This window comes from Pusillibacter faecalis (genome assembly GCF_018408705.1).
In the GTDB taxonomy this organism is placed as follows: Bacteria; Bacillota; Clostridia; order Oscillospirales; family Oscillospiraceae; genus Oscillibacter; species Oscillibacter faecalis.
Genome location: NZ_AP023420.1, coordinates 2,282,327 through 2,304,835, shown reverse-complemented (window position 1 = coordinate 2,304,835; position 22,509 = coordinate 2,282,327). Strand labels below are relative to the sequence as shown.

Genomic DNA, 22,509 nt, shown 5'->3' with positions numbered 1-22,509 from the left:
GCCACTTTCATTCTTTTCAAATTGTGCTATAATAGTTTCATGTCAATTGGGCGCAGAGAGGAAACCTGCCTGTGAGTTATCTTTCTATCTTCCGTACAAATGAGAATCAAAAGCAGAAATGGGACTCTATTATCTACGAAATCAGTGAATTCGTGTCAGCTTTTTTCTGGGATGAGGCTCCAGATAAATATGGACTGGAAGCCCGGGAAGGCCAGCAGGATATGGCGTTTGCAATTTTGGACGCCGTCCGCGGAAATTACCACTTCGCAGTTGAAGCTGGTGTAGGGATTGGGAAGTCATTCGCGTACCTGGTTCCTTTGCTTCTATATAATAAGAAAACAGGCCTCCCAGTTATCATTGCCACATCTACAATCGCACTGCAGGAACAGTTGATGGATGACATAAAGAGGCTTAGTCCTATGCTCAATGTCACACCCGATGTGCTTTTGGCCAAAGGCCAAACACACTATGTCTGTCAACTGCGGGCCAACGATTATTTTGCTTCCCCGGAAGGCCAGCAGTTTGCTCGGCTGAAACAGAAGATTGTTGAGGGCTGCCAAGACCGTCGCGCTTTCTCTCCCCCGATCCCAGCCAATGTCTGGGAGAAAATCAATATTGTACGATACAGCCGCCGTGCCTGTCTTGGTTGCCCGTTCTCATCGCAGTGTCAATATGCCAGACTCCGTGACGAACTGAAATTTACAAACGGTATTATCCTGTGCAATCAGGATTTGTTGACGGCGCACCTATTCAAGCGGAGCCGTGACCAAGGTGGCCTGCTAAGCGATCTGGTTCAGTTTGTGGTGGTTGACGAGGCCCACAATCTGGAGGATAAGGTGCGAAGCGCAACCACAGAGCGGTTTGGGGAGCGCCAGTTGATCCACGCAATCAATTCCGCAGTAAAATCAGTTCGAGGCGAGGAGCGGGAATTTATCCTTGAGGACGCGGATGATGTGGTCTGTTCCGTTCGTGCCCTTTATAGCAACTTGAACTCGCAGATGCGTATGCAGATTACGCAGCCGGCCCGTGACATGAAATATGCCGACCGTTTCTTTTTCCGCGATGAGGATGGTGCAGTTGACTTAATCCGAGCAGTTTCCAGGCAACTGCAAAAATTGTCCAGTTCCGTCCAGGTCTTTGGCAGCAGGGATTATCGCAGAGGTGACAGTTCATCTGGCGCCGACGAGTTGGACGCCGCTACACAGTCATTCAAAGAACTGGCGTCAGATTTTGACAGGCAGTTATTGTGGCTGGAACGCCGAGGCCAGACCGCGGATTTGTCTTTCTGCCCCAAAAACACCAAAGACATTCTGAAAAAACTCTATTTCAGCAGTAAAATCCGAGTCATCCTGACCTCTGCCACACTGACTTCAGCAGTAGGCGGGCCATTAGAAAATCAATACGCCTACTTCCTGCACAACACCGGATTTCCTGTGGGCCGAACTGGTATCTTGTCTGAGCCCCATCCTTCTCCTTACCCCTATGATGAGCATGCCATGATCTATTTCTGCGATGATCTGCCCCACCCAACGCGGGATCATGAGGCGTTCATTGAGAAGGGTGTTGAGCGGCTTATTCAGGTCCTTAATATATCTCAGGGGAAGGCTCTGGTGCTGTTTACCGCCAAGACGGATATGGAAGAAGTCTATGCAGCGCTTCAAAGCAGAAATCTTCCATACAAAATTCTCATTCAGCAAAACGGTGCCTCCCAAGAACGTGTTCTGCAGGCGTTCCGAAATGATGTTAATTCTGTCCTTCTGGGGACTGGGGCCTATTGGGAGGGAATCAGCATTGAGGGCAAGAGTCTATCCAATCTTGTCATCTTCCGCCTGCCATTCCCGGTACCCGATCCTATTATTGAGTATAAGGCCTCCATTGCCAAGGACGCCATGATGGATGTCCGGGTTCCAGAAATGATTATTAAACTCAAGCAGGGAATCGGCAGACTGATCCGTAATTTCAGCGACACCGGGATCGTGTCCATCATCGACAGCCGTCTCAGGGACACCCAGCCGGAGCGATACCACGATATTACTTGGAACTCGCTGCCTATCCATCGCCGCACCACTGATCTCCAAGAGATCGAAGCCTTTTATCATACGGTATGCGATTGAGGCCGGTTTGCAATCATTTGTATTTGCACCAAATGAACGCAAAAATAGCGCGGGGGACCTGTTCGGACCCCCGCGCTATTCCTATTTACGACTCTGGTATCTCCATATCCAACGCCGCCAGAATATCTTCTTCCAGCAGACAGCCAGCGACCAGCGGCAGCCGCTTGGCATACGCTGTGCGCAGCATACGATAGTCCAAACCATTGAACCGAACACGATCCAAACCATCCATATCCTTGCAGATGTAGTATAGGTGAATCACCCGCTCTTTCTCCTTACGTGAGAGTCCAGGCTCAGACATAATCGCCGCAACACCAGTGATGTCATCGTGGCAGTGGTGGGTGATCACCAGTTCCGCGATTCGGTATTCTTTTCGACTTAACCGAATTCCACGCAAGCGGATTCCCTTTTTACGGATCAGAGCAACAGACTGTTCCCCATGGCTATCATCCCGGTCATCCGTTGTCCGTCCGATGTCATGGAGTAGGCTGAAATAAATCAGGATTTGCCGGTCCGCCTCGCTCAAAGGATCCCCTGCATTGTGAATGTAAATAAGCGAGAGCAGCAGCACCCGCAGGATATGCTTCAGGCCATGAACTTGGAATAATGCCTCCTCTTGGTAGCCCAGCAACCGTGCCTGCTTTCCATAATACTGAAACTCCGCCAGTGTTGGGGCCAGAATTTGAGGGACAGTCTCTTTTGCGGCAGGGATCATATCCTCATACCCATAGTCCGATATGGTACCCGGCAGAACAACCACCTCATTTTCCATTGAATACCCAGGAAAATAGGCGATAATCTGTTCTGATTTGACATGGGCTACTGCAATGCGGGTCCCCTGCCCAGAACGATTGGCAAACCAGAGTGCATTTCCCGGGTGACTGCTCCAAGAGATCGCCCGCTCGGGCGGCAGAGACTGTGTGCCCATGCCGCGGTAGATTGTGATACGGCCGTCTGCATCAGGCCGAGGCAGCGGAGTGGGCGGTGCGTATTGAAACACATATTCCAACACCTCCGGCGGCCACATATCATTCGCATAGTCAATTCGCTTATAAATATCATGCCAGATGGAAAACACCTGCTCCCGAGGAATATCGCGGTATCTCCGCTGAAAGTCATAAATCAGCATGACCATCGGTACGCATTTCAAATAAAAACTCTTCCATTCTCCAGCTGCTAGTTCAGGGCAGATCCCACCATACTTGGTCAAGGCGCGTAACTCTGCCTGCCCAGTATCTTGGATGTATTGACGCTGCAGAAAAATAGCTGCATATTTGCCTTGATCGTAGTCTGCGTAATAGGTGTTGAATATTTGTCTTGTTGGGTCATGGACCACCTTCCTGATATCCAGTCCATAGGAGGAAAGCACAGCAGATAATTCTGAGTAGGTTAATCCATCCTCAGACTGTGCTGAAATGAATTCCTCTGTCAAAGGTTCGAACCGAGTCATAACACCTCGTACCTTTTTTAGGATCGTTAATTTTTGCACAGTATCTCTCCTTTTTTCAGTCTAAAGAAATGCCTCTGCGTCGAACATGACAGCGGTTCGTATTAAAGCAGCTTTGCTCACCGGTTCTCTGCACCGCCCTTTCGTACTATCCGGTGTTGGTTTCCAACCGTCACCGACAATACCGCAAACCATGTTCCGGTGCTTCTCAGTTATACGGACACCTCTTTTGCGGTACGCTGATAGGCGGCCCACCGAATGTTCGGTGGACCGCCCAATTTGTTCTACCGCCAAAATAAGATATGGCCGCCCAGGGATATCAGCAGCTGATAGAAACCCTCGAATTCCATTGCGCTATGAATCCCGAAGCGGAGCCGGCATTTTAACTCCTTGCTGTCTACAGGCACGCAGAAGTTGTATTGGAAATTGCAGATCTGCTGGCCTGTGTAGGGAGTCAGTTGGTCGCTCTCATAGGTCCCAAGATAAACTGGCGTCTCATACGCCTCTGCCATCGCCTGCACCAGTTCTCTGCTTATGTCGTTGATTGGCCTCTGAACGGAGACACAGTGGCCTGCCTCAAACACATATTTATTTACTTCTTCCAAAACAGACTCCAGATGACTCTTTTCCTTCCTGCCCGAGGTGTCCCCCTTTAATTTTGCATGAATTGTCTCTAGTTCTGTAGAGAGGGAAGCATACTGGGTGTTCAGTTCTTGTAAGAGTTGGCCGCACTCCTCACAGTCCAGCAGATGCGCTTCATCCAGCACAAACTGCTCCATCATATCGCTGGTAACAGCGTCATACGGCAGACAGAGTGTGCCCTCTTGTACGGGCAGGAACACAACGCCCAGATAGCCATTATGGCAGACAGGACAGACCTGACACCGTTCATCGCCAAACTGCTGTCGATACCGTGTCCGAATTGGTTCCAGATCCGTGAAGTCTGCGCCGCCGTTCCGGAGCAGTTCCAGGACCTCCCGGATCGTAGCCAGTTGACCTTGGCGCTCTGTGCCGGAAGACGCACAGCGATTCACTCCGGTGGTGCGTCCGCCTTGGGCCCCATGTTGTTCTGCAAATCGCTCGCTCATTTCCTATTCCCCCTCAACTTTCCTCAATTTTTCGGATATACCGGATGTTAATTCCCAGCCTCTCCGCATGGTGGATTTCTTTTGCCATGCCGTCGCTGATACGCTCTCCGCAGACCCACATCTCGCTGCAGGCCGCCAAAAGGTGATATCCTAATGTGAGACCCAGTTCCCGCTGCTCTGGGATCGTATCGTCAAGTATCTGCGGGTAGATGAGATGGGAGGCGACTGGCGTATAACCCCGTTGGATGGCAAATTGGCAGCACTGAATAGCAAACTGTGTGTTCCCCGCGATGTCCCCGGCATAGGGTGATGCGATATAGATCAATTTGCTCTGCGGTGTATTCCCCAGGATGCCAGATCCTGCATACTGCGCCCCATACTTTTGAGCAACCGCCCTATGCGCGTCAAGTTTATCCCGGGCCTGGACAGCCTCGATGCGCGGTGGCCCGTTCTGAAAGGAAACTTCCAGCCAAAAAACAAGTTCATGCTCCACGCTGGCTCACCTCCTTCCTGAAAAACTGATCCAGTTTCCGGCATTGCGCATACATCGGCTCCGTCAACATTTTGAGTTGTTCATCACTTGGGTTCCTTCTGGTGCCAAAGGACATTGGAGCACGCCATACCCATTTTCTCCAGAGATAGACTGGCGTGTACCAGCGGCTATATTCTTTCATGGAGATGCAATCCCCTTGGACAACAACAGCGGGAATCCCATAGAGCGAAAGGTGGATGTAGGTCATTTGCGCACAGGCAATGTCACAATCAGATGCCTGAATGACAAGCTGCTCGGATGGATTGAGCCCATTTCTTATTGCTTCTTCCACCGCTGCAAGCAACAATATCCCACTACCGCTGTTAGGGTCATTTAGTGTAAAGAACCCCTCAGAGGGCAGTTCATAATGGTTGCCGATGGTTGTGATTTTCGCCAGCAGCCTTGCCACATCCTGCGGAGTGAAATCCTGCTTTAGTGCGCGATTGTCTGCGCCGAACTCACAGTAAGTCGAGCCCAGCAGATCCTCATAGATGCCACCTTCCACATTCCTTACAACAGTGTGAGCGAGTTCCCGAAATGTGTGTGCAAACGCGGTCCGTTCTTCTTCCTTATACCGCTTCAGCAGTTTGTCCAAGGATGTCTTCCGTTCCTGATGTACGTGGTCAGTCTGAACAGAAATGTTTAATGCGCAGTAGTCGATAAAATCCCGATAGACCTCACGCCTGTGGATCCTGCCGCGGGTGATTTCAGCAGTCTGCGCGAGTAGACTGGTAAATTCTTTGTTATGATTCATGGACTCCTCCCTAATAAAAGGCTCGGGACTGGGATGCACTATCACACGCCCAGCCCCAAATATATTTGTTGGATTACATACGGTTTGCTCATCGTTATCAGTTCTGTATCTGGCAATACCGTTGCTGGTATATCCGCGCCATTTCCCGTTTCTCGCCGCCGCTGAGTTGTGCGGCGTAGCCGGGATCACACCCATCCTCCCAGGGATATTTCCCGTCCGGATCGCAGATCAGAACCCGCAGCACACGCTTAAAGTAAGCATCCGGCACTGCGGGACTTGTTTCGAACAGATAGCACGGAAGTGTGAACACATCATCCTCCCGGTCACCAGAATGGTATCGCTTTCCTTTTTCCGCAATCTCTATACCCACCAGATTGAGTATCATGGCCGCTTTTTTCTGCACTACGGGCAAATTAAGTTCCAGTTCCAAACTGCCGTATCGGTTGAGACCATGCGTATGGCTGCTCGGCCTCTCACTGAGAATGTAGTGGATAATCCAATCAGGTTTTATTGTCGTTGCACCTCCCGTTTTCTTCGCCTGTGCTATTATCGGCTACAAGAGCCGGCAATGGCAGGACACCCATTAAAAGGAGCCTGATGGCGGTCTGGTAGCCAATTAAAAAAGCATGGTCCAACTCCTTGGTCATACGGCTGTTTGCAAGGCATTCATACTGGCTGAGCACATCCTGATGTTCCGGCCCCAAAGCCCGCGAGATTTCTTCCTGCAGTTGTAGGATCTGTCTGTCGATTTCTCTCAGATCATCGGAATCATGGGAAGTCGCCTCTTCAAAGGCATCCCAGTACCCATCCATGAAATCATGAAAGAATGCGGCAATTTCCTCTTGATCAGGAGCCTGGCCGCCCACCGTTTGCGCCAGTTGCCGGAGCGCCAACTCCAGCGTAATTCGACGGTTTTCAAGAACAGTTCGCATCGCGTTGTGTGCATTCAGCATTTTCAACATTGTAATACATCTCCTATAAATTTTTCAGTGTTCTGCTTGGGACTATATAAAAACAAACGCATGGATCTGTTCTTGATCCATGCGCTTGGTGCCTGATTGGCCTGATCCATATGGACGGCCTATATATGGCCGAAAACAAAAAACTCCCAAAGATCACATGATCCCTGGGAGTTTTGAAACACGGCTACTATGTTCACCTGTGGTAAACAACGGATACTATATAATTTTATTATAGCCGGATTATCCACCGATTGCAAGAGGGGCCTCCGTTGTCAAATGCTTTTTATTTTCAGCATCGTGGAGGTAAAGTTCCAAAGCCTGCCGGATGATATGTGAATGAGCCCGATGTACAAATCCGTATTCGTCAGAGCAATATCGTTCGAATGTGCGCCCATTCAACTCTTGTTCTTTATTGCGGAATTGGTTGAGACGGACTTGTCCAAGACCAACCGGACAGGCTGCCTCTGCAATGATACGTATGTCTTCTGCTGTGTAGGGTTCCTTCCACCGCCCATCGCGGAAGAAATAGAGAATCGTACTCAATGTGGCGGGGCAGTAACTAGCCGCTTTTAACGAAAAATTATAATCAAAATATTTCTTTGGAATATACTGAACATTTATCGAGTGGCAACACTCAAGCGCAACATGACAAAGCCTCAGTGTGCGTTTTTCCACAGGAATATCGCGCAGACTGCACCGGTTGTTACGGAGCGCGGCTTCTAACAGTTCCTCTGTATGATGGTGAGTAGATACATCCGCAAGGGAATATTGGGAGTAAGTAGTATCTTTCATGGCCTGCAGAGCTTCTTCATAGGTCTGTTGCCATTTGGGGCTGAGAATCATAAAAGATTTCCCTCCTTTTTTCATTGTCAACGGATATCTCTGCGATGGCAGAAAACGCCTATCCAACATTACAATAAATTGGTGACTTTGACGTAGAGGTCGATATGCCGATTGAATTCGCGGTCCTCGGCCTCCTCACGGAGAGCCTCGACAAAATCGTCAAAGTTGTCGTAGGTGGTGGTCAGCTGGCCGATTTTAAGCACATACCTCATCTTCTTTGTTTTCTCGTTGTACATGGTCTGATTTCTCCCAAATCTGGTTATTCGGAATATCCTGAATGCTGTGCGGAGCATGGAGATATCCCTATACTCCGCACAGCACTGGTTGCATCTATGGTCCAGGCAAAAACTGAGTTCTCAATACGCTTTTTCTGCCTGGAGCCATTCAACAGCCTGATTCAGAAGGAGTTTCGAAGTTGTCGCATCGATCTCCACCTCAAGTTCAAAGTCCTGCTCCCCATTCTTTGCGCTGTTATTGACATAGATCATGGACAGACGGACGCTCTGTACCCGGGTGTCGTAAATGCAGTAGAGGTTGATGTAGTCATCATTTTGATCCGTTTCCACATGAATGCCTGCAAAAACGGAATCCACATGGAACCAACAGGGGATATAGAAGGTAATGGTGTGATCATCCACCCACTCCGGATCCTCCAACCGTAATTCCTCGATGGTCAACGGCCGAAGCAGAGCGGTATTCTGGAATGGCTTCACCCTACGGCCTCCATTTCTTCTTGCGGAGGTTTGCCAGTTGTCAGCCAGGCTTCCCAGCACGATTTACAATTGTACTTGTCACATGTGAAATCGCCAGACTCAAGCGGGAACGGCGGACAGGCACCGCAGATCAGCTGTGCCATATGCTCTACCTCCATATTCGGCGACCGGAGCATAACAAGCCCGGGACAGTCTGATGTTGCCGGACATTCTCCCGGCCCCAGCACTAACTCAATGACACGCTCCATCGCCTCGGCAAATGCCTTTCGGGGGATGGAACTGCGATACCGCTCCAGCACGGAACTGGTGATCTGGATGATCTCATTGGACTTATTCATGCCTGTTCACCCCTTCTGTATCCACAGGAACTGTTATGGCCGGTTTGAGCGGCCGCATCTCTTCATAGAGTTCCTGCCGACGCTTTTCTGAAATGAGGCCCAACTGCCGGGCGAGGTCAATAGAGCCGATGTGCGACCAGTACCACGCCAAGCGTGATGCCTCTGAAGCGTCCGGATTTTTGATGCTCCGGCTTGCCTCCTGCTGCATGTCAGCTAAGTGGGTTTCAATATTCGTTCCGTTCTCCGCCCACGCACTGCCGCATGTGGGGCAGTATTGGAACGGCGGCAATGAGGCATTACATACCGGACAGGGCTCACCCTCCTCCAGTTCGTAGAGCACCACAGCATCTCCGGGCCGTTCATCCATCATATCCAGGCAACCGTTACCTCCCATTGTTACCTCTGTACAGTCGAGGAGAAGGGCATAACGGCCACTCCATCGCTGTTGGTCTTCATAATGCAGGATATCGGTAATCTCAGGGATCGTCAGTTTCCCACGCTTTTTTGTGATGACAACACATGGGGTATTATGGTAGTCGTAATCACGGGTAACGCTGATTCCACGCTTCATGTGATCCATCCTTTCTACATTGTAAACATTATGCTGCAGCCATGTTCAGCTTGGTTTCGCCGTTCCTTTGTCCATACTCTTTAATCCCAATCGAGGATGGTCCTCTCGGTATCCACGTTGCAAAGAGCATAATCATATTCTTTGTCCCCAGATTCATAATCTTCAGATGGTGTTTCCTTCAATATCTGATTGGCTTTTTCTATCGCCGCCTCATCATCGTCTGAGTCGAAGAAAACGGCTATGCGCCTGGTCTGCTCCATTGTCATACAGTACTGCATCCTTACTCACCTCCTGATAGACTCCGTATAGTCGGCGCGCAGCTGCATCAGCAGGCGTCCCAGATTGTTCCGTCCGCGATTGCCTCCGCACCGGGGCAGCTGCAGCATCCCCAATAATTATCATGCCAAGTATTGCCCTCCACCAGCACCGCGCCGCCGGTATCCAGCAGTTTGGGGATCAGTTCAAGGTTTTCGTTGAACTTATGGACGAGCAGGTTGTGCATGATGGTCAGTTTGCGGTCCTCCCAATCTGGACGCATCTTGATCTGACGCCCGCGCCTCTTCGCCTGGTTGGCCGCCAAGTGCAGAAATTGCACCCGGTCGTTGGGGCCGCACACTTTGCCGCTTGGAAAGCGGCTTCTACTGATGGGAATCACATGCCGTAAAATGCCACACGGCAGGTATAGAAATTGCTCAGAAAGAAATATTCGCCGGCAAAGTGATTGATAACTTTGGTTCTGGCAATCAGCAGGACCACATTTACAGTACCGGTCTCTCCGTCCATACCGTATGGCAACTACAATACATGCCATTATCCCTGCCCTGTGATCTTCTTCTGCGCCATTTTGAGTCCATGCAGGAGCCTTTTATCTGCCATGATCTGCTCCCATGTGTACCCAAGTGCGTCCAGCGTTTCTTCCACATCCTCGGTATAGTTGTATTCGTGGTTGGACAACTCGCAGAGGAACATCTGATAGATAAAGCCATCCCCGGTCTTGTCCTCTGCAATGGCGGCTTCCCGCTCTTCTTTAAGCCTGCAGAAGGTATCACAGACAAGCCGCGCATCAGTTCTCAGATAGAAACCGCCTGCATCTCCAAGCCTGTAAATTTTGTCGAGGTCTTTCTCCGGGTCAAGGCCCCAGGCATTCATCATCTCCCGAAATTGCTGCTCTCCAAACGCATAGCGGATTGGGAGTACGTTGACTTCCTGTTGATGCTTCTGGAGAAGTTCCCTATATTGGTTCATGATCTGGTATCCTCCACATTCAGGTAATATCTCTCGTGTTCCTCAAATCCGACCAGCTTTCCACCCTGTTTCAAACGAAACAGGGTCTTATACGGATAATTTCCTCTGATCTCAAGGGTTACATTAAGCGGCCCTATCACTTTGAAGAACTCCTCAGTGGAAACTCTTTGATACATGTCGCGCTCCACCCTCTCACTGAAATTCTGGCATTGTAGCAATGATCTTCCTGATCTTCACCTCGCTCACCCGGTAGGGCTTTCTCCTCATGCTGTTGTCCTGCATGATCTGTGCGTAGACTCTGCGGGGCAGTTCAAACAGGGCGGCACAGTCCGGGTAGAGCCGTATGGCCTGCCGGCGGATCTCCATGTCGATTTCGTCACGCCATGTCATGCCGGGATACCTCCTTAGCCATGCGCCCGGCCTCCGCCGCGCAGTCCTGGCATTCCTTGACGGCTTCAATGGCCCTGTGAAGCGCCTGCGTATAGAACGCCGGGATCATGCCGCCGTATACGTACTGGCAGGCGGCCCGTTCTTCTTCCAGTTCCGTGAGGATCTTTGCATAGTCGATCACGACTGCATCCCCCTGCTGGCCTGCGCCTATACAGGTCTTTCTTGGAACGCCGGTTCCTGCTGCAGTTCCAGCAGCAGTCCATATCGCGGCTTGCCGTCTCATTGACACAGCCTGTACAGCCAACGCCAGGGGCGATCAGTTCATAGTTGTCGGCCTGCTCCTGGGTAAGAGGCGACTCAAAATCAATATACCCCCATGCCTCCCGGCCGATTTCCTCGCAGAAAGTCTTGGCATCGAAGTTATGGACCTCCAAAACTTTGTTTTCCGGCAATTTCGGGAATGTCCCCGGCCCGACCGGGCGCTGTGTACTGTAATATCTCATGGTTGTTCCTCCAATTCTGTACCAATAAAATAGAGGGGCGAAACATATCCGCCTCTCTATACTTTAAGCCGTCATATAGGCGACTTTCCTATCAATGTGCATGGTGTCTCTGTTGCTCAGCGGCTTTCACCTTGCCTCATCTTCGTTGCATACCCTTTTCAGGTACTTGAGACTTGCGTTCATGGTCTTTTTCGTCTTCAGCAGGTAGGTGAAGTAACCATTCCCACTGTCGTCCACGACCACATCAAGGAATTTCACTTCCGCAACTCCATATGGGTTATCCAGGATCCTGACAATCTCAACAATTGAGTAGGATCTGTTCTTTTCGCCGAAGGAATAGCTGCAGATGTCGCCGATGCGGAGTCCCTGTGGGTTTGATGGCTCCAGTACAGGTTGCTCGGTTGTGTGGCTCATAGTAGTACTCCTTTCCCAGATAACCCAGCTCTATGCTTGCACGGGGCCAGGGGGCGGCAGTTCTTTCTCATATCAAAATACAGAATTTGGCTTATATAAAACTGTCCCCCTCTCGCTTCTTTTTTGAAAACCTCATTTATTGTCCCCCCTTCTTATTTTGCGGCGCCTTCCGCAGGGAAAATCTATATAAAAAGGCACATGGGCTGAAATACCTCATGCGCCTTGTGAACATACTGTCCTCAATCAATCTGCGTTGTTGAAACGCAAAAAGCACCCAAAAGCCCTTGCGGCTTCCGGGTGCTTTGAAACACGGTTACTGTGCTCGTCTTCGACGAACAACGGATACTGTATGTTTGAATTATATCGGAATACTCCAGAGATTGCAAGCAGAAAGTAGAATCGCTCGCGCACTTCCAATTATCAACGCTGCCATTACTGAATCAGTCCGTCGGGAAGCAGCCGTTTTTCGCCAGATATTTTGAGTATCTGGACTGTATGAGCCGGTTCGCCTCCGCGACCGAACTGCAGGTATGTTCTCCCAACAGTTTACACCATACAGAGGTTTCCTGATATTCAGACTCAACACGTTCTCTTTGTTCACAGGTGGCCTCACAAGGCTCCAGCCAAAGGAGTTCCGCATCCTCATCCAAAACGAAGTGGATTAACACGCCTGTATCCGGGTGCTGGAAATCCGAAGAATATAGTTTATGACTCATATCCTGATACCCCGCATTTTTCTTTTATTAGAGTGTGAAAATCTGCTTATTGCCTCAAAGAAAATACGCTTATGATCAGCCGCACTGTCGGAGGCTGTATTTGACCCGGTTGCCATACTTTTGAGACTGTAGAAGTCCGAGTTCCTCAAACTTTAGGACAAAACTGAGGATAGTGGCATATGCGGCATTACCGAAGTCACGCTCCAACTGTTTTGTGGAGAACTCGCCATTGCCATAGGCCGAGAGGACAAAATGCCACAGGTCCTTCTCCTTTTCTGTAATGCCGCCCCGCTCCAACACAGCTTGAAAGGCACCTATTGCGGAGGCCGAAGATGCCACATCCTCCAACTGATGATAGACATGCTCAATGAAATAGACCAGAAACGGCGTCACATCCAAAACACCACTGATGCGGGCATTCTGCTCCGTGAGTGTGTAGGCATCGTAGTAACCCCTCCTGCTCCTTTCCACATATCTGGACAACGGGATGAACAGCGCGGAGGAATACCCCTGTTGGACTAAGTACCACAGGTGCAGCAGCCGCGCCATCCTGCCATTTCCATCAAAGTAAGGATGCAGGTAAGCGATATAGAAGTGAAGCAGCGCCGCTTTCAACAAATCATTGTCTGAGCCTTCTGCATTTGCATAGGCGATCAAATCCGCCATATATTCCGGCAGTTTCTTCCAAGGCAGCCCCATATGCTCCACTTTGTCGCCTACGACATAGACGCTGTCGTGACGGTAGTAATTGCCCGGCAACAAACGATCTTCTCCTGCCAGAAAGTCCCCTACCGTCATCTCATACAACTGATGGAGATTTTCCTCCGTAATCCGATGGTTGGGGTCTGCGATAAACTCCACCCCTTTCTTCATTCCATAAATGCGGTTCTCAGTTTCGCTGGCCGGCGCATAGCCAGTGAGTATCCTCCGGACGCTGTCACGTGAGGTGTCGATTTGCTCGATGGTCAAGGTCGATACGATTTCATCCTCCATGGCCTTGATACCATAGTGCTGGCTGCTATTGTGCGGCGTCAGCAAGATCTTGGCGGCCGAAAGGTGGACTTGGGCTACACTCTCCAGATAGACCAGAGGTTCTCCATTGAAGTCCTTCATCGGCAGCGTTGTGTAAAATCCAGTTTTCAACAGGCCGATAAATTCGGCTATATCCGCCTGAGGATATTTATAGCCCAGTTTCTTTAGATCGGTCACGCTCTTGTCCGACATCATCTTCGCAAACAGCGCCGCTTCCATATTGCTCACCTCTGATATTTTTTAGTATCAATTTGTATCAGTATAGCAGAGTATGTCCCGAATTGCAATCCTTGGTGCAAGGGTATTGCTATTTAGCGCGATCTGCATTATAATCAAGTCAATCAGTATCAGAAATTGCTTCCGGCAATTATAGTCATCCGTGTTGCACAGCGTCTAAAGGCGATTGGCCTTTGGGCGCTTTTTGCTTTTTGACCACATGCAATCTGATACTGAAGTCACAAGGCGTCCGGAGAGGATTCTTCGGATGCCTTTTTTATATAGATCTCCCCAGACGCATCTGCGGCCGGGGCGTCCCTGTTTTTACGGTACGCCCTGCGGCGCACCGATGATATAAAAAACGACTTTGAAAAGGAGCATTTTTATGATGAACCCAAAAGACACCTTCATTTCCGCATACCAGAAATATATACACAGAACTGGCTCAGACTCGCTGTTGGACCGGTTGCTGGCTACCGATTTCTTCGAGGCGCCTGCCAGCACAAAGTTCCACAACAGTTTCGCCGGCGGCCTTGTGCTACATTCCCTGAATGTTTTCCAGCGCATGTGCCGCAACTGTATGAATGAGTTGGGCACGGACGCGCTATTCCCGCCCAAACAGGTGGAATCCGTCGCCATTGTATCCCTGCTGCATGACATCTGTAAGACCCAGTCCTATAAGCTGGACTTCAAAGACCAGAAGGTCTACTCCGATCATGGCACGAAGTTTGATAAACGCGGTGCTTACGACTTGGAATCTGTGCCGTTCTACACGGTAGATGAGAAATTTCCCTTTGGCCACGGTGAGAAATCGGTCTTTCTGATCAATGAGCATATGCATCTTACCCGCGATGAGGCGCTGGCCATCCGGTTCCATATGGGCGACTTCACCGACCGCAACACCAGCAAAGTTTATACGATCTGTCCGCTGGCGCTACAACTCCACATTGCCGATCTCCAGGCAACCTACTTAGACGAATTGGCGTCAATGGAGGGATAGCAGTGGGGTGCGGGAATTGCTGTGTGTTTGGCCGCTACGAGGGCCTGTACTATATTGACAATGATGATTTCCATGTATTCCGCAGGGCAGACGCCGCGTCGGACGACTGCCCGGAGCCCCGCCTGATGCGGGATCTGGACTATGAAGAATTGACGGATGGCACTTGGCTCTATGATGACCTTGCCACGGAACTGGAAGAGGAGGACATTCTGGAGTGCTTTACGGCGAACTTTCTGCAGATGTTCCCCAGTTTCAAGCGAGTCCGCCCGGAGCGGTGGATCTCCCGCAGCCAGCGGGCCATCTTGGAGAGCCCACTTTTCTATATCTGCCTTGAGGACAACGAGTGGTCGCTGGCGGTGGAACTCATCCAGAAAGAGCCGCCATGGTGTCAAAGTTACGCTGGCCTTCAATCCCGTCACTATCAAGCCTATCTAAAGGGGATTGAAAAATGCCTGCTGGATCGGCTACCAAGCATCGGAACCTACAAAAGCGCATGGACCTCCGGGAGGCTCACAAGGGCGGAACGAAGCGCCTGACCTTTAATCCAAATCGTGCTATGGAGGAAGCTGAAATGCCAGAAACCAATGCAATACAGGCTGCATATGAGCGGTTCAAACTCGAATGGATGCTTGCCCACGGGTACACACTCAAAGATCTCATAGACGAACTGGAACAACTCCGAAAAGAGTCGCCGGAGCTGAGTCTGGAGTCCATCTTCCATGACTGGGAGTTTGAGTATGGATTTAACACGGAGATATGGCCCTGCTTTGAGGAATTCCTTGACTGCGAATATAGGGAAATGGAGGACCGTGACGATGGACAGCAGTAACCCCGGCCCCCTGCTCGGGCGTTTCAAAGCGGAAAATGCAGAAAACATCCTCAAGGCATACCGCATTGTCATGGATGTGAAAGAGACTGGGAAATCATATATTCTGCAACTCGTTGAATTTGAAAGCCGGTACAGCGCGAGTCATATTTCCCATCTGTTTTCGAAGTCTAAACGGGTTGTCCTCCGCAAAGCAAAGGGCGGCCATGCCATCCGAAAATGGGGAGATGGCACATTCACCTTCTACCCGTTTCAAGCGGGGATCCCATTTATTTTGAAAAATTGAGTACAGATGCACAAGGCGAAGCCACTCCTGAGCATGGAGGAGTTGATAACCGTGATGTCTGTGAGTCCCGTGCCTGTGCCTATAACCGAGATGGAATCTGCAGGTTCTCACTTGTCCATGACCGTCCGCCCAATATCACTGAGGCGGATGACTGCGCCGAATTTGTGTCCCGGCCATATCAGCCCGAAAAAATGCGATAAGTCGCTGACTACCTGGAAGATGGGAGTTAAGGAAGTCTCCCCCCTAAGATACACACTAAAAAGCCACCCCTGGGGTGGCTTTTCTTTCGATTCTTTAGAAAGTTAATATACTCTTTTATAACCTGAAAATATGCTTTAACTGTATTCTCTGCCTTCCCCTACCCCACAGGCATTAACGGTAATATTTCAATTTTATTTCCCATTCCTTGGAGTCCATACATTAGGATGTTGAGAACCAACGCATCAATTATGTCGCATCTGCTATACCTATTTCACGGATAGCAGGCTGATTATTCAACCCAAGTTGCCTTATGGCGCATGAAATCCCCAGGCCGGATAGATGGAGGGGACACACCATATACCCGGCCCGGGGCTACGGGGATGTTTACTCAGGTTTAAACCGTTCCATGATGCGGGCAATTAGTTTGTTTTGGATGCGCTGCTTTAGTTCTACATCCACACCACAGTAGGACTGGCCATATTCATCGTAAAAGATGCGGGTGGCTTTGTGTGATATGTAGCCGTCAAAGTGCCGCAGCACCTCATCCATTGCCTCCGGGTCACCTCTGGTCGCAGCGCAAATGGTTTCATAGGGCAGGAGTTTTTCTTCTGGGATACTGCTTTTTCTTTTCATCTTACTCCACCATCCGTTTCTTCAACTCATCGAATAGGATCTTTCGGTCCTTCTGTATCTTGGATCTGGAAAGCCCTAGGAGCGAAGCGATCTCCCGGTCTCTGAGCTGAAGGGAGTAGTACAGCAGCAGGATGCTGTATCCCTCATCGCCGAGTGCGAGGAGGATCTCCGCCAGCCGGTCGTTTCTAATCGGAATCCGATGCCCGTAGACATGGAAGATATACTGCTCTGCCGGATCGCTATCAAAGGTGCAGAGACTGGTCAGCACAGCTTCTGGCAAATCTGAAAACGAGGACTCCCACCCCATCTTCTTCATCAGTTTTCGGAGATAATCACACCGCTCTCCGTCGATGACCTTCATGCAGAATATCTCAAATTGGTAACGGACTCTTTTCTGAGTGGCCTGTGTGGTCTCCATCAAATCACCTCCTCCCCTACCCGCGGAGGCGGTTTCTTCGTCCCCTTTCGCTCCTTTCCCCGAAAGTGGGCGCCGATTTTGCCACACAATATAAAAACTGCCAAGCAAAAAATGCTTGACAGTTTGGTGTCGATTATTTGGAACCATGGGTTCATGTCCAACGCAGACAAAGTGCCCACCGGCCAGATCAATCTTTTTCAAATGTCCCGGCCGATATAATATGTCGGGGCAGACTGCTACTCCACCAGCATAGCCAACCTCATTCTCTCTCCACCTTTTCCCCTACTATGAACCATTAGAACTTATTTCTCACTACCAGTAGAGCATTTTATCCGATTCATGCACAACATAGAATGTGATTCGGAGGTGAACCACCGGTGGTAATAAATGATGAATTTAAAGGTTGCAGTACCCAAATGCGGGCGGAGCGTGAACGGCTTGGTTATTCCAGAGAGCAAATTGCCGAGCGCGCCCATATCTCTCCACGGTACTTGGCTGCAATCGAGCTCGGTGAGAAAATCCCTAAGGCCGATGTAATGGTGCGGATTATCCGCGCTATGGGGGCATCTGCCGATGCTATCTTCTATGGGCCGCAACAGGAAGTGGAAAATGAGAGCAAGCATCTGGCACAGATAATCCTGCAGTGTACACCAAAGGAGCGGATGCTCATTGCTGCTATTGTGGATACCATACTTGATGTACGTCAGCGAGAGTGCGGATTGGGCGAAACAGAAGAACTCTAAGGAAAAAGGGCATTGCTTCATTCTGATGAGCAATGCCCCTTTCTACGGATTGATCCGCTTATCCTATGCGCAGGCCCATCATCAGTATTTCTTAATAAGTGGATCCTTCTATTTGGCAAGGGACTCTTCCTTGTTATTTTATGCCTGCGATTTTATATCCGCTTCTTAATAAAAGTACCACCGCTTAATCTCAGACAGGATGGTAGAGTAATGGGTCTATTACTTTTTACTGTGTTTCTACGCGCTAGTTAGCGTCTGCTAACTTTTTTAGTATAACATAATTCTGGCAGTACGTCAATACTATGCCGATATCACCAATTCAGATTTGAGCAAAATATACAACAACATCGTGGTGTGAAGTTCTCTTGACCATCAAGAAAAAATCAAGTATTATTAGATTAGCAGGCACTAACTATGGTGGGTTAGAAAGGGGTGGCTTATGCCACATAGTAATCTATATCTTGCTAAACTTTATAATGACTTAATAACCAATACCCCTCAGACAATCACTATGGACATTCCTTCAGAGGTTGGACAAGGCCGGGTTTCTCAAACAAAAATCAAACATGGTGTCATTCTTTCAGACTGGCAGATGAATTATCGCTCTGATATGAATGTGCAGGGACCTGTTAGCAAGGAATATATGCAGATCATATTCTGCCTGAACGATGGAATTTCCTGGGGTATTTTGAATGGGCATCGCTCTATGGCCATTCAGAAAAACGAGTCTTGTATTTATGCCGGACATGATGGTACAGAATATATTTGTTACAAAAAGGACAGCAACTTCTCATTCAAAAGCATTAAAATTCCTACGCCCTACTTTTCACAACTCCTTGCCGATTACTTTGACGGGCAGGAAATTGCGGCTTACGAAAAGAAACTCCTAAATGGCATTGCCAAAGTTTCTGTCACCCCTGTTATGGAGCAGGTCCTATCGGAAATAAGCAAATTTTCTCAATATCGCGGAGGGTTGGGCTACCTCTATTTGGATGGCAAGTTGTTGGAGCTGCTGTCTATCTATCTGGGGGAAGTTCTGGAATTGGATATTCTGATGGGTAAAAATATTTCCATGTCCCGGACAGAGCGGACCGCCATCATGGAGGCGAAGCGGATCATCGACAGCCAGCTTGCCTTCGCCCCCTCTTGTGAAGAACTGTCTCAACAGGTACATCTGAGCCTTACCAAACTGACGCGTGGATTTTCCTCTTTTTACGGTATGCCGATCCATCAATATATCATTGAACAACGCCTGATACAGGCGGCTCAACTGCTGCTGGACGGAGATCGGAATGTGGGTGAGGTCGCCACGATTGTCGGTTATGGAAAGCCAAGCAATTTTGCGGCCGCCTTTAAGAAGAAATACGGTGTTGCCCCCAAAAATTACAGGGCATCCCGTTTCAGCAATTCAAAATAGTGACATTCAACTGCTTTTGGGTAAAAACGGGTAGGTTTTGGGTCGAATTAGAAAAGCATAACTGATACAATATGCGTTGAGGTTAGTAATTGCTAACCTCAACGCATATTGTTGTATAGAGGAGGCAAAGCATGAAACAAAAGTTGAATGCGAAAGATTTTATCCTGATCGGCGTCCTGACCGCCCTCATGTGGATCATCTGCATGATTATCAGCACCATTATGAGTGTTGCTGGTCCAGTGACCAATGTGTTCTACCCATCTGTTGTTGCAATTCCCAATGGTATCGTGATGATGCTCTTACTGGCTAAGGTGCCGAAAAAAGGTGTGTTCACTATCTGCTCCGCAATCCAAGCCATCCTGTTCCTGCTGGTGGGCGCTTTCTGGTTTATCCCCATCGGCTTGGTGATCGGCGGCGTGATCTGCGATTTTCTGGTCATGGGCCGAAAGGAAATCACCATGAAGTCCATGACCGTGGCCTACGCCCTGTTCAGCGCCATTTTTGCCTTCAGCGCCATCTGCCCCATCAAGTTCCTCCAGAGCGCCTTTGTGGGCGCCATGGAGAAGAACAACATTGCCCAGGAGTACATAGACGGGATGCTGAACATCACCTCCGTCCCTATGCTGGTGGTCATCGTTGCGGCCGGCCTGGTGGGTGGACTGATCGGCGCCGTGATTGGGCAGAAGGCTTTGAAGAAGCACTTTATCAAAGCCGGACTCGTTTCAGTCAAATAACAAGGCACAGCCCCTCGGCAGTCAATCAGACAAACGCAGGCAAGCGGGCTGCCTGATCTCAGGGCGCGGGGCTGAAAATGGCCCCGCGCTTTGATTTGGATAGGGAGGCATTGGAATGGAAGAATCACAAATCAAACAAATCATTGAACAGCAGCCCCTTCATGGATCGGCACTGTTAGATCCCCGCTGCAAGATTTTACTTTTGGTCTGTATCGGGTTTGTCAGTTACTTTTTGGCCGGGGAGGTGGTCAGCCTCGCGCTCATGCTGGTGTATGGCCTGTTTATCGCCGTAGGAAACGGGGGAAAGTGGGCCTTGAAGATGATTGCGGCCTACATCATCGTCGCCTATCTCAACGCCTTACTCCGTTATGTGCAGGTGCCGGTATTGAGCGTGATTATGAGCGTGTTCGGTGTGACGCTTTTGAAGCTGATCCCCATTGTGATGATGGGCCTTTGGATTTTGCGGACTACCTACATGGACGACCTGATGGTAGCACTCCAGCGGATGCGGCTTCCCCAGGCGGTGACGATCCCGCTGGTGGTCATGTTCCGCTATATCCCCACCCTGCGGATCGAATACCGGCAGATCCGCAGCACCATGGACATCCGGGGGATCAGTGATACCTTGTGGAAACGGGTATCTCATCCTCTTGCCACCATTGAGTATATTTTAATTCCCCTGCTGATGCGGTGCCTGAAGGTCACGGACGAGCTGGCGGCCTCCGGCACTACCCGGGGGCTGGAGCTGGAGTGCAAACGGTACGCCCTGCGCCCCATTCGTTTCTCTTGGCCGGAGATCCTGGTGTCCCTGCTGGGCATCCTTTTCATGGCGGCGCTGCTGGTCCTGGACCAGACCCGAATCGGGGAAATCATCTTGTGGAGGGTGTGACATGATCTCGTTTCAGAATTTCAGCTTTCGCTATGAGGAGAGCAAGGACTTTACCCTCCGTGGCATTGATATGACGGTGCAGACCGGCGAATTTGTCCTCCTGACCGGGCGAAGTGGTTGTGGCAAGACCACGCTGATCCGCTCCCTCAACGGTCTGATCCCGCACTTTTATCCCGGTGAGATACAGGGCGACCTTGTGATGGACGGGCGCTCTCTGCTGGAAATGAAACCCTCACAGTTGGCCGGACAGGTGGGAACAGTGTTTCAAGACCCGCGCTCCCAGTTCTTCATGACGGACACCACGCGGGAACTGGCCTTTGGCTGCGAAAATATGGGCCTCCCCCGTGAGGAAACCATTGACCGTATCGCAAAAGCCGCAAAAGATTTGGAACTGACGGATTATCTTAATCGGAGCATCTTTGCCCTGTCCAGCGGAGAGAAGCAGCAGATCGCCGTGGGCTCGGTCTATGCGCTTTCACCAAAGGTCTATATCTTTGACGAGCCCTCCGCAAATTTGGACTACGCGGCCACCAAGCGGCTTGCGGAGATCATGGGAAAATTGAAGCGGGACGGATACACCATCTTTGTGGTGGAGCACCGCTTTTACTATCTGCGTGATTTAATCGACCGGGTATTTCTCATACAAAACGGGAAAATCGAACAGGAATTTACAAGGGAGCAGTTCTGTTCCTTACCGGAGGAAACGCGCATATCCTATGGGCTGCGGACTGCATATCCGGAGCGGGATGCAGAGCATTATCAGGAGAAAGAACGCCGCCCCATGGGGAAACACCTGCTGAGTGTGCAGGGTCTTTCCTTTGCTTATCCGAAAGAGCAGGAGGTCTTTCGGAATGTCAGCTTTGAAGCCCACGCTGGGGATGTGATCGGCATCTTGGGCCATAATGGAGCGGGCAAGACCACCCTCTTGTCCATCCTGACCGGCCTCTTGAAGCAGCGGAACGGCGAGATCACATTTGACGGCAGGAAGCTCACTCCACGCCAGCGCCGGGCGCTGTCCTATCTGGTCATGCAGGACACGGATTACCAGCTCTTTGCCAGCAGTGTGGAGGAAGAACTCTCCCTGGGGATTCAGGAGGACTGCAAAGAGAAGGTGGACGCCGCGCTGGAGGCGCTGGAGCTGTCCGAATACCGGGAGCAGCACCCGGCGGCCCTCTCCGGCGGGCAGAAGCAGCGGGTCACCATTGGCGCGGCCATCGTCAAGGACAGCCCGGTGATCTATTTTGACGAGCCCACCAGCGGCCTGGACTATGACTCCATGGTGCGGGTCAGCCGGCTGATTGAGCAGTTGTCCGCTTCCGGCGTGATCGTGTTTGTGGTTTCCCACGACTTCGAGTTTATCGTCCGGACCTGTACGGAGGTGGTCCAGCTGGACGACCAGGGGGCCGTTCAAAACCACCGGCTCACGCCGCAGATATTGAAAGCTCTGTCGGAACAGTATTTTCATTGATGGGAGGTTGTAAATC

32 protein-coding genes and 1 pseudogene are annotated in these 22,509 nt (G+C 50.2%); 10 read left to right on the top strand and 23 right to left on the bottom strand.

The genetic code is table 11. The features are described 5' to 3' along the window. Positions 1–71: 71 nt before the first annotated feature. Complete coding sequence (locus tag KJS55_RS11420; protein WP_081032408.1) at positions 72–2,114, top strand: ATP-dependent DNA helicase; 2,043 nt, start codon at positions 72–74, stop codon at positions 2,112–2,114. Positions 2,115–2,199: 85 nt separating this feature from the next. Here KJS55_RS11420 and KJS55_RS11415 read toward each other — a convergent pair whose 3' ends face one another. The 21 genes and pseudogenes from KJS55_RS11415 to KJS55_RS11325 form a co-directional block, all read right to left on the bottom strand. Further along, positions 2,200–3,264, bottom strand: coding sequence for an HD domain-containing protein (locus KJS55_RS11415; RefSeq protein ID WP_213543354.1), 1,065 nt, complete (start codon positions 3,262–3,264; stop codon positions 2,200–2,202). 581 nt (positions 3,265–3,845) lie between these two features. After that, positions 3,846–4,649: a hypothetical protein gene (locus KJS55_RS11410; protein WP_055180007.1), complete on the bottom strand. Its 804-nt coding sequence runs from the start codon at positions 4,647–4,649 to the stop codon at positions 3,846–3,848. Between the two features lie 13 nt (positions 4,650–4,662). Beyond that, positions 4,663–5,142, bottom strand: coding sequence for a DUF7768 domain-containing protein (locus KJS55_RS11405; protein ID WP_055180005.1), 480 nt, complete (start codon positions 5,140–5,142; stop codon positions 4,663–4,665). Beyond that, complete coding sequence (locus KJS55_RS11400; RefSeq protein WP_055180003.1) at positions 5,132–5,935, bottom strand: DNA methyltransferase family protein; 804 nt, start codon at positions 5,933–5,935, stop codon at positions 5,132–5,134. Before KJS55_RS11400 ends, KJS55_RS11405 begins: the two co-directional genes overlap by 11 nt. Before the next feature lie 97 nt (positions 5,936–6,032). Further along, on the bottom strand, positions 6,033–6,320 hold the full coding sequence (locus tag KJS55_RS11395) for a hypothetical protein (protein ID WP_055180001.1): 288 nt from the start codon (positions 6,318–6,320) through the stop codon (positions 6,033–6,035). 115 nt (positions 6,321–6,435) lie between these two features. After that, a complete protein-coding gene (locus KJS55_RS11390) occupies positions 6,436–6,897 on the bottom strand; it encodes a hypothetical protein (protein WP_055179999.1) in 462 nt (153 codons plus the stop codon). A 240-nt stretch (positions 6,898–7,137) separates the two neighbouring features. Then, a complete protein-coding gene (locus tag KJS55_RS11385; RefSeq protein WP_055179997.1) occupies positions 7,138–7,740 on the bottom strand; it encodes a hypothetical protein in 603 nt (200 codons plus the stop codon). A gap of 68 nt (positions 7,741–7,808) precedes the next feature. Beyond that, on the bottom strand, positions 7,809–7,976 hold the full coding sequence (locus KJS55_RS11380; RefSeq protein ID WP_162598996.1) for a hypothetical protein: 168 nt from the start codon (positions 7,974–7,976) through the stop codon (positions 7,809–7,811). Between the two features lie 120 nt (positions 7,977–8,096). Further along, positions 8,097–8,453, bottom strand: coding sequence for a hypothetical protein (locus KJS55_RS11375; protein WP_055179995.1), 357 nt, complete (start codon positions 8,451–8,453; stop codon positions 8,097–8,099). Then, positions 8,450–8,791 (bottom strand): hypothetical protein, encoded by a 342-nt coding sequence (locus KJS55_RS11370; protein ID WP_055179993.1) that lies wholly within the window; start codon positions 8,789–8,791, stop codon positions 8,450–8,452. The genes KJS55_RS11375 and KJS55_RS11370 overlap by 4 nt, the downstream gene beginning before the upstream one ends. Next, positions 8,784–9,362, bottom strand: coding sequence for a hypothetical protein (locus tag KJS55_RS11365; RefSeq protein ID WP_055179992.1), 579 nt, complete (start codon positions 9,360–9,362; stop codon positions 8,784–8,786). The genes KJS55_RS11370 and KJS55_RS11365 overlap by 8 nt, the downstream gene beginning before the upstream one ends. A gap of 80 nt (positions 9,363–9,442) precedes the next feature. After that, a complete protein-coding gene (locus tag KJS55_RS11360) occupies positions 9,443–9,628 on the bottom strand; it encodes a hypothetical protein (RefSeq protein WP_147577073.1) in 186 nt (61 codons plus the stop codon). A 59-nt stretch (positions 9,629–9,687) separates the two neighbouring features. Further along, complete coding sequence (locus KJS55_RS11355) at positions 9,688–10,017, bottom strand: NADAR family protein (RefSeq protein ID WP_213543353.1); 330 nt, start codon at positions 10,015–10,017, stop codon at positions 9,688–9,690. Continuing rightward, positions 10,014–10,145: a hypothetical protein gene (locus tag KJS55_RS17520; protein ID WP_256315495.1), complete on the bottom strand. Its 132-nt coding sequence runs from the start codon at positions 10,143–10,145 to the stop codon at positions 10,014–10,016. The genes KJS55_RS11355 and KJS55_RS17520 overlap by 4 nt, the downstream gene beginning before the upstream one ends. Before the next feature lie 27 nt (positions 10,146–10,172). Then, entirely contained in the window at positions 10,173–10,607 is a 435-nt protein-coding gene (locus tag KJS55_RS11350) for a DUF7659 family protein (RefSeq protein ID WP_055179989.1), read from the bottom strand. After that, a complete protein-coding gene (locus KJS55_RS11345; protein WP_050624388.1) occupies positions 10,604–10,783 on the bottom strand; it encodes a hypothetical protein in 180 nt (59 codons plus the stop codon). Before KJS55_RS11345 ends, KJS55_RS11350 begins: the two co-directional genes overlap by 4 nt. A gap of 16 nt (positions 10,784–10,799) precedes the next feature. Further along, complete coding sequence (locus KJS55_RS11340; RefSeq protein WP_055179984.1) at positions 10,800–10,997, bottom strand: hypothetical protein; 198 nt, start codon at positions 10,995–10,997, stop codon at positions 10,800–10,802. After that, complete coding sequence (locus KJS55_RS17380) at positions 10,984–11,178, bottom strand: hypothetical protein (RefSeq protein ID WP_050624386.1); 195 nt, start codon at positions 11,176–11,178, stop codon at positions 10,984–10,986. The genes KJS55_RS11340 and KJS55_RS17380 overlap by 14 nt, the downstream gene beginning before the upstream one ends. A 145-nt stretch (positions 11,179–11,323) precedes the next feature. Then, positions 11,324–11,500: pseudogene (locus tag KJS55_RS17720) on the bottom strand (defense against restriction DarA-related protein); the annotation flags it as partial. Positions 11,501–11,626: 126 nt separating this feature from the next. Then, a complete protein-coding gene (locus KJS55_RS11330; protein ID WP_055179982.1) occupies positions 11,627–11,914 on the bottom strand; it encodes a hypothetical protein in 288 nt (95 codons plus the stop codon). Positions 11,915–12,705: 791 nt separating this feature from the next. Further along, a complete protein-coding gene (locus KJS55_RS11325; protein WP_055179980.1) occupies positions 12,706–13,881 on the bottom strand; it encodes a Fic family protein in 1,176 nt (391 codons plus the stop codon). Positions 13,882–14,263: 382 nt separating this feature from the next. Here KJS55_RS11325 and KJS55_RS11320 point away from each other — a divergent pair, with 382 nt between their 5' ends. The 4 genes from KJS55_RS11320 to KJS55_RS11305 are packed head-to-tail and all read left to right on the top strand — an operon-like array spanning position 14,264 to position 15,990. Beyond that, positions 14,264–14,878 carry a hypothetical protein gene (locus KJS55_RS11320; RefSeq protein ID WP_055179978.1) on the top strand — a complete coding sequence of 205 codons (615 nt, stop codon included), beginning with the start codon at positions 14,264–14,266 and terminating at the stop codon, positions 14,876–14,878. Between the two features lie 2 nt (positions 14,879–14,880). Next, positions 14,881–15,414, top strand: coding sequence for a hypothetical protein (locus KJS55_RS11315; RefSeq protein ID WP_050624382.1), 534 nt, complete (start codon positions 14,881–14,883; stop codon positions 15,412–15,414). Positions 15,415–15,449: 35 nt separating this feature from the next. After that, on the top strand, positions 15,450–15,707 hold the full coding sequence (locus tag KJS55_RS11310; protein ID WP_055179976.1) for a hypothetical protein: 258 nt from the start codon (positions 15,450–15,452) through the stop codon (positions 15,705–15,707). Then, on the top strand, positions 15,694–15,990 hold the full coding sequence (locus tag KJS55_RS11305) for a hypothetical protein (protein ID WP_213543352.1): 297 nt from the start codon (positions 15,694–15,696) through the stop codon (positions 15,988–15,990). Before KJS55_RS11310 ends, KJS55_RS11305 begins: the two co-directional genes overlap by 14 nt. Positions 15,991–16,575: 585 nt before the next feature. Here the strand turns inward: KJS55_RS11305 and KJS55_RS11300 are convergent. Together KJS55_RS11300 and KJS55_RS11295 are read right to left on the bottom strand one after the other, a co-directional pair. Further along, positions 16,576–16,824 carry a helix-turn-helix domain-containing protein gene (locus tag KJS55_RS11300; RefSeq protein ID WP_050624379.1) on the bottom strand — a complete coding sequence of 83 codons (249 nt, stop codon included), beginning with the start codon at positions 16,822–16,824 and terminating at the stop codon, positions 16,576–16,578. Position 16,825: 1 nt separating this feature from the next. Then, entirely contained in the window at positions 16,826–17,242 is a 417-nt protein-coding gene (locus KJS55_RS11295) for a hypothetical protein (protein WP_050624378.1), read from the bottom strand. Positions 17,243–17,619: 377 nt separating this feature from the next. Between KJS55_RS11295 and KJS55_RS11290 the strand changes: the two genes are divergently transcribed. The 5 genes from KJS55_RS11290 (at position 17,620) to KJS55_RS11270 (ending at position 22,493) form a co-directional block, all read left to right on the top strand. Further along, complete coding sequence (locus KJS55_RS11290) at positions 17,620–17,985, top strand: helix-turn-helix domain-containing protein (RefSeq protein WP_055179973.1); 366 nt, start codon at positions 17,620–17,622, stop codon at positions 17,983–17,985. Between the two features lie 439 nt (positions 17,986–18,424). Beyond that, positions 18,425–19,402, top strand: coding sequence for a helix-turn-helix domain-containing protein (locus tag KJS55_RS11285; protein ID WP_055179971.1), 978 nt, complete (start codon positions 18,425–18,427; stop codon positions 19,400–19,402). Between the two features lie 131 nt (positions 19,403–19,533). Further along, the gene (locus tag KJS55_RS11280; protein ID WP_044940852.1) at positions 19,534–20,136 is read left to right on the top strand and encodes an MptD family putative ECF transporter S component; all 603 of its coding nucleotides are present in this window, start codon (positions 19,534–19,536) and stop codon (positions 20,134–20,136) included. Between the two features lie 115 nt (positions 20,137–20,251). Then, positions 20,252–21,025: an energy-coupling factor transporter transmembrane component T family protein gene (locus tag KJS55_RS11275; RefSeq protein ID WP_055179969.1), complete on the top strand. Its 774-nt coding sequence runs from the start codon at positions 20,252–20,254 to the stop codon at positions 21,023–21,025. A gap of 1 nt (position 21,026) precedes the next feature. Continuing rightward, a complete protein-coding gene (locus KJS55_RS11270; protein ID WP_055179967.1) occupies positions 21,027–22,493 on the top strand; it encodes an ABC transporter ATP-binding protein in 1,467 nt (488 codons plus the stop codon). Positions 22,494–22,509 lie beyond the last annotated feature (16 nt).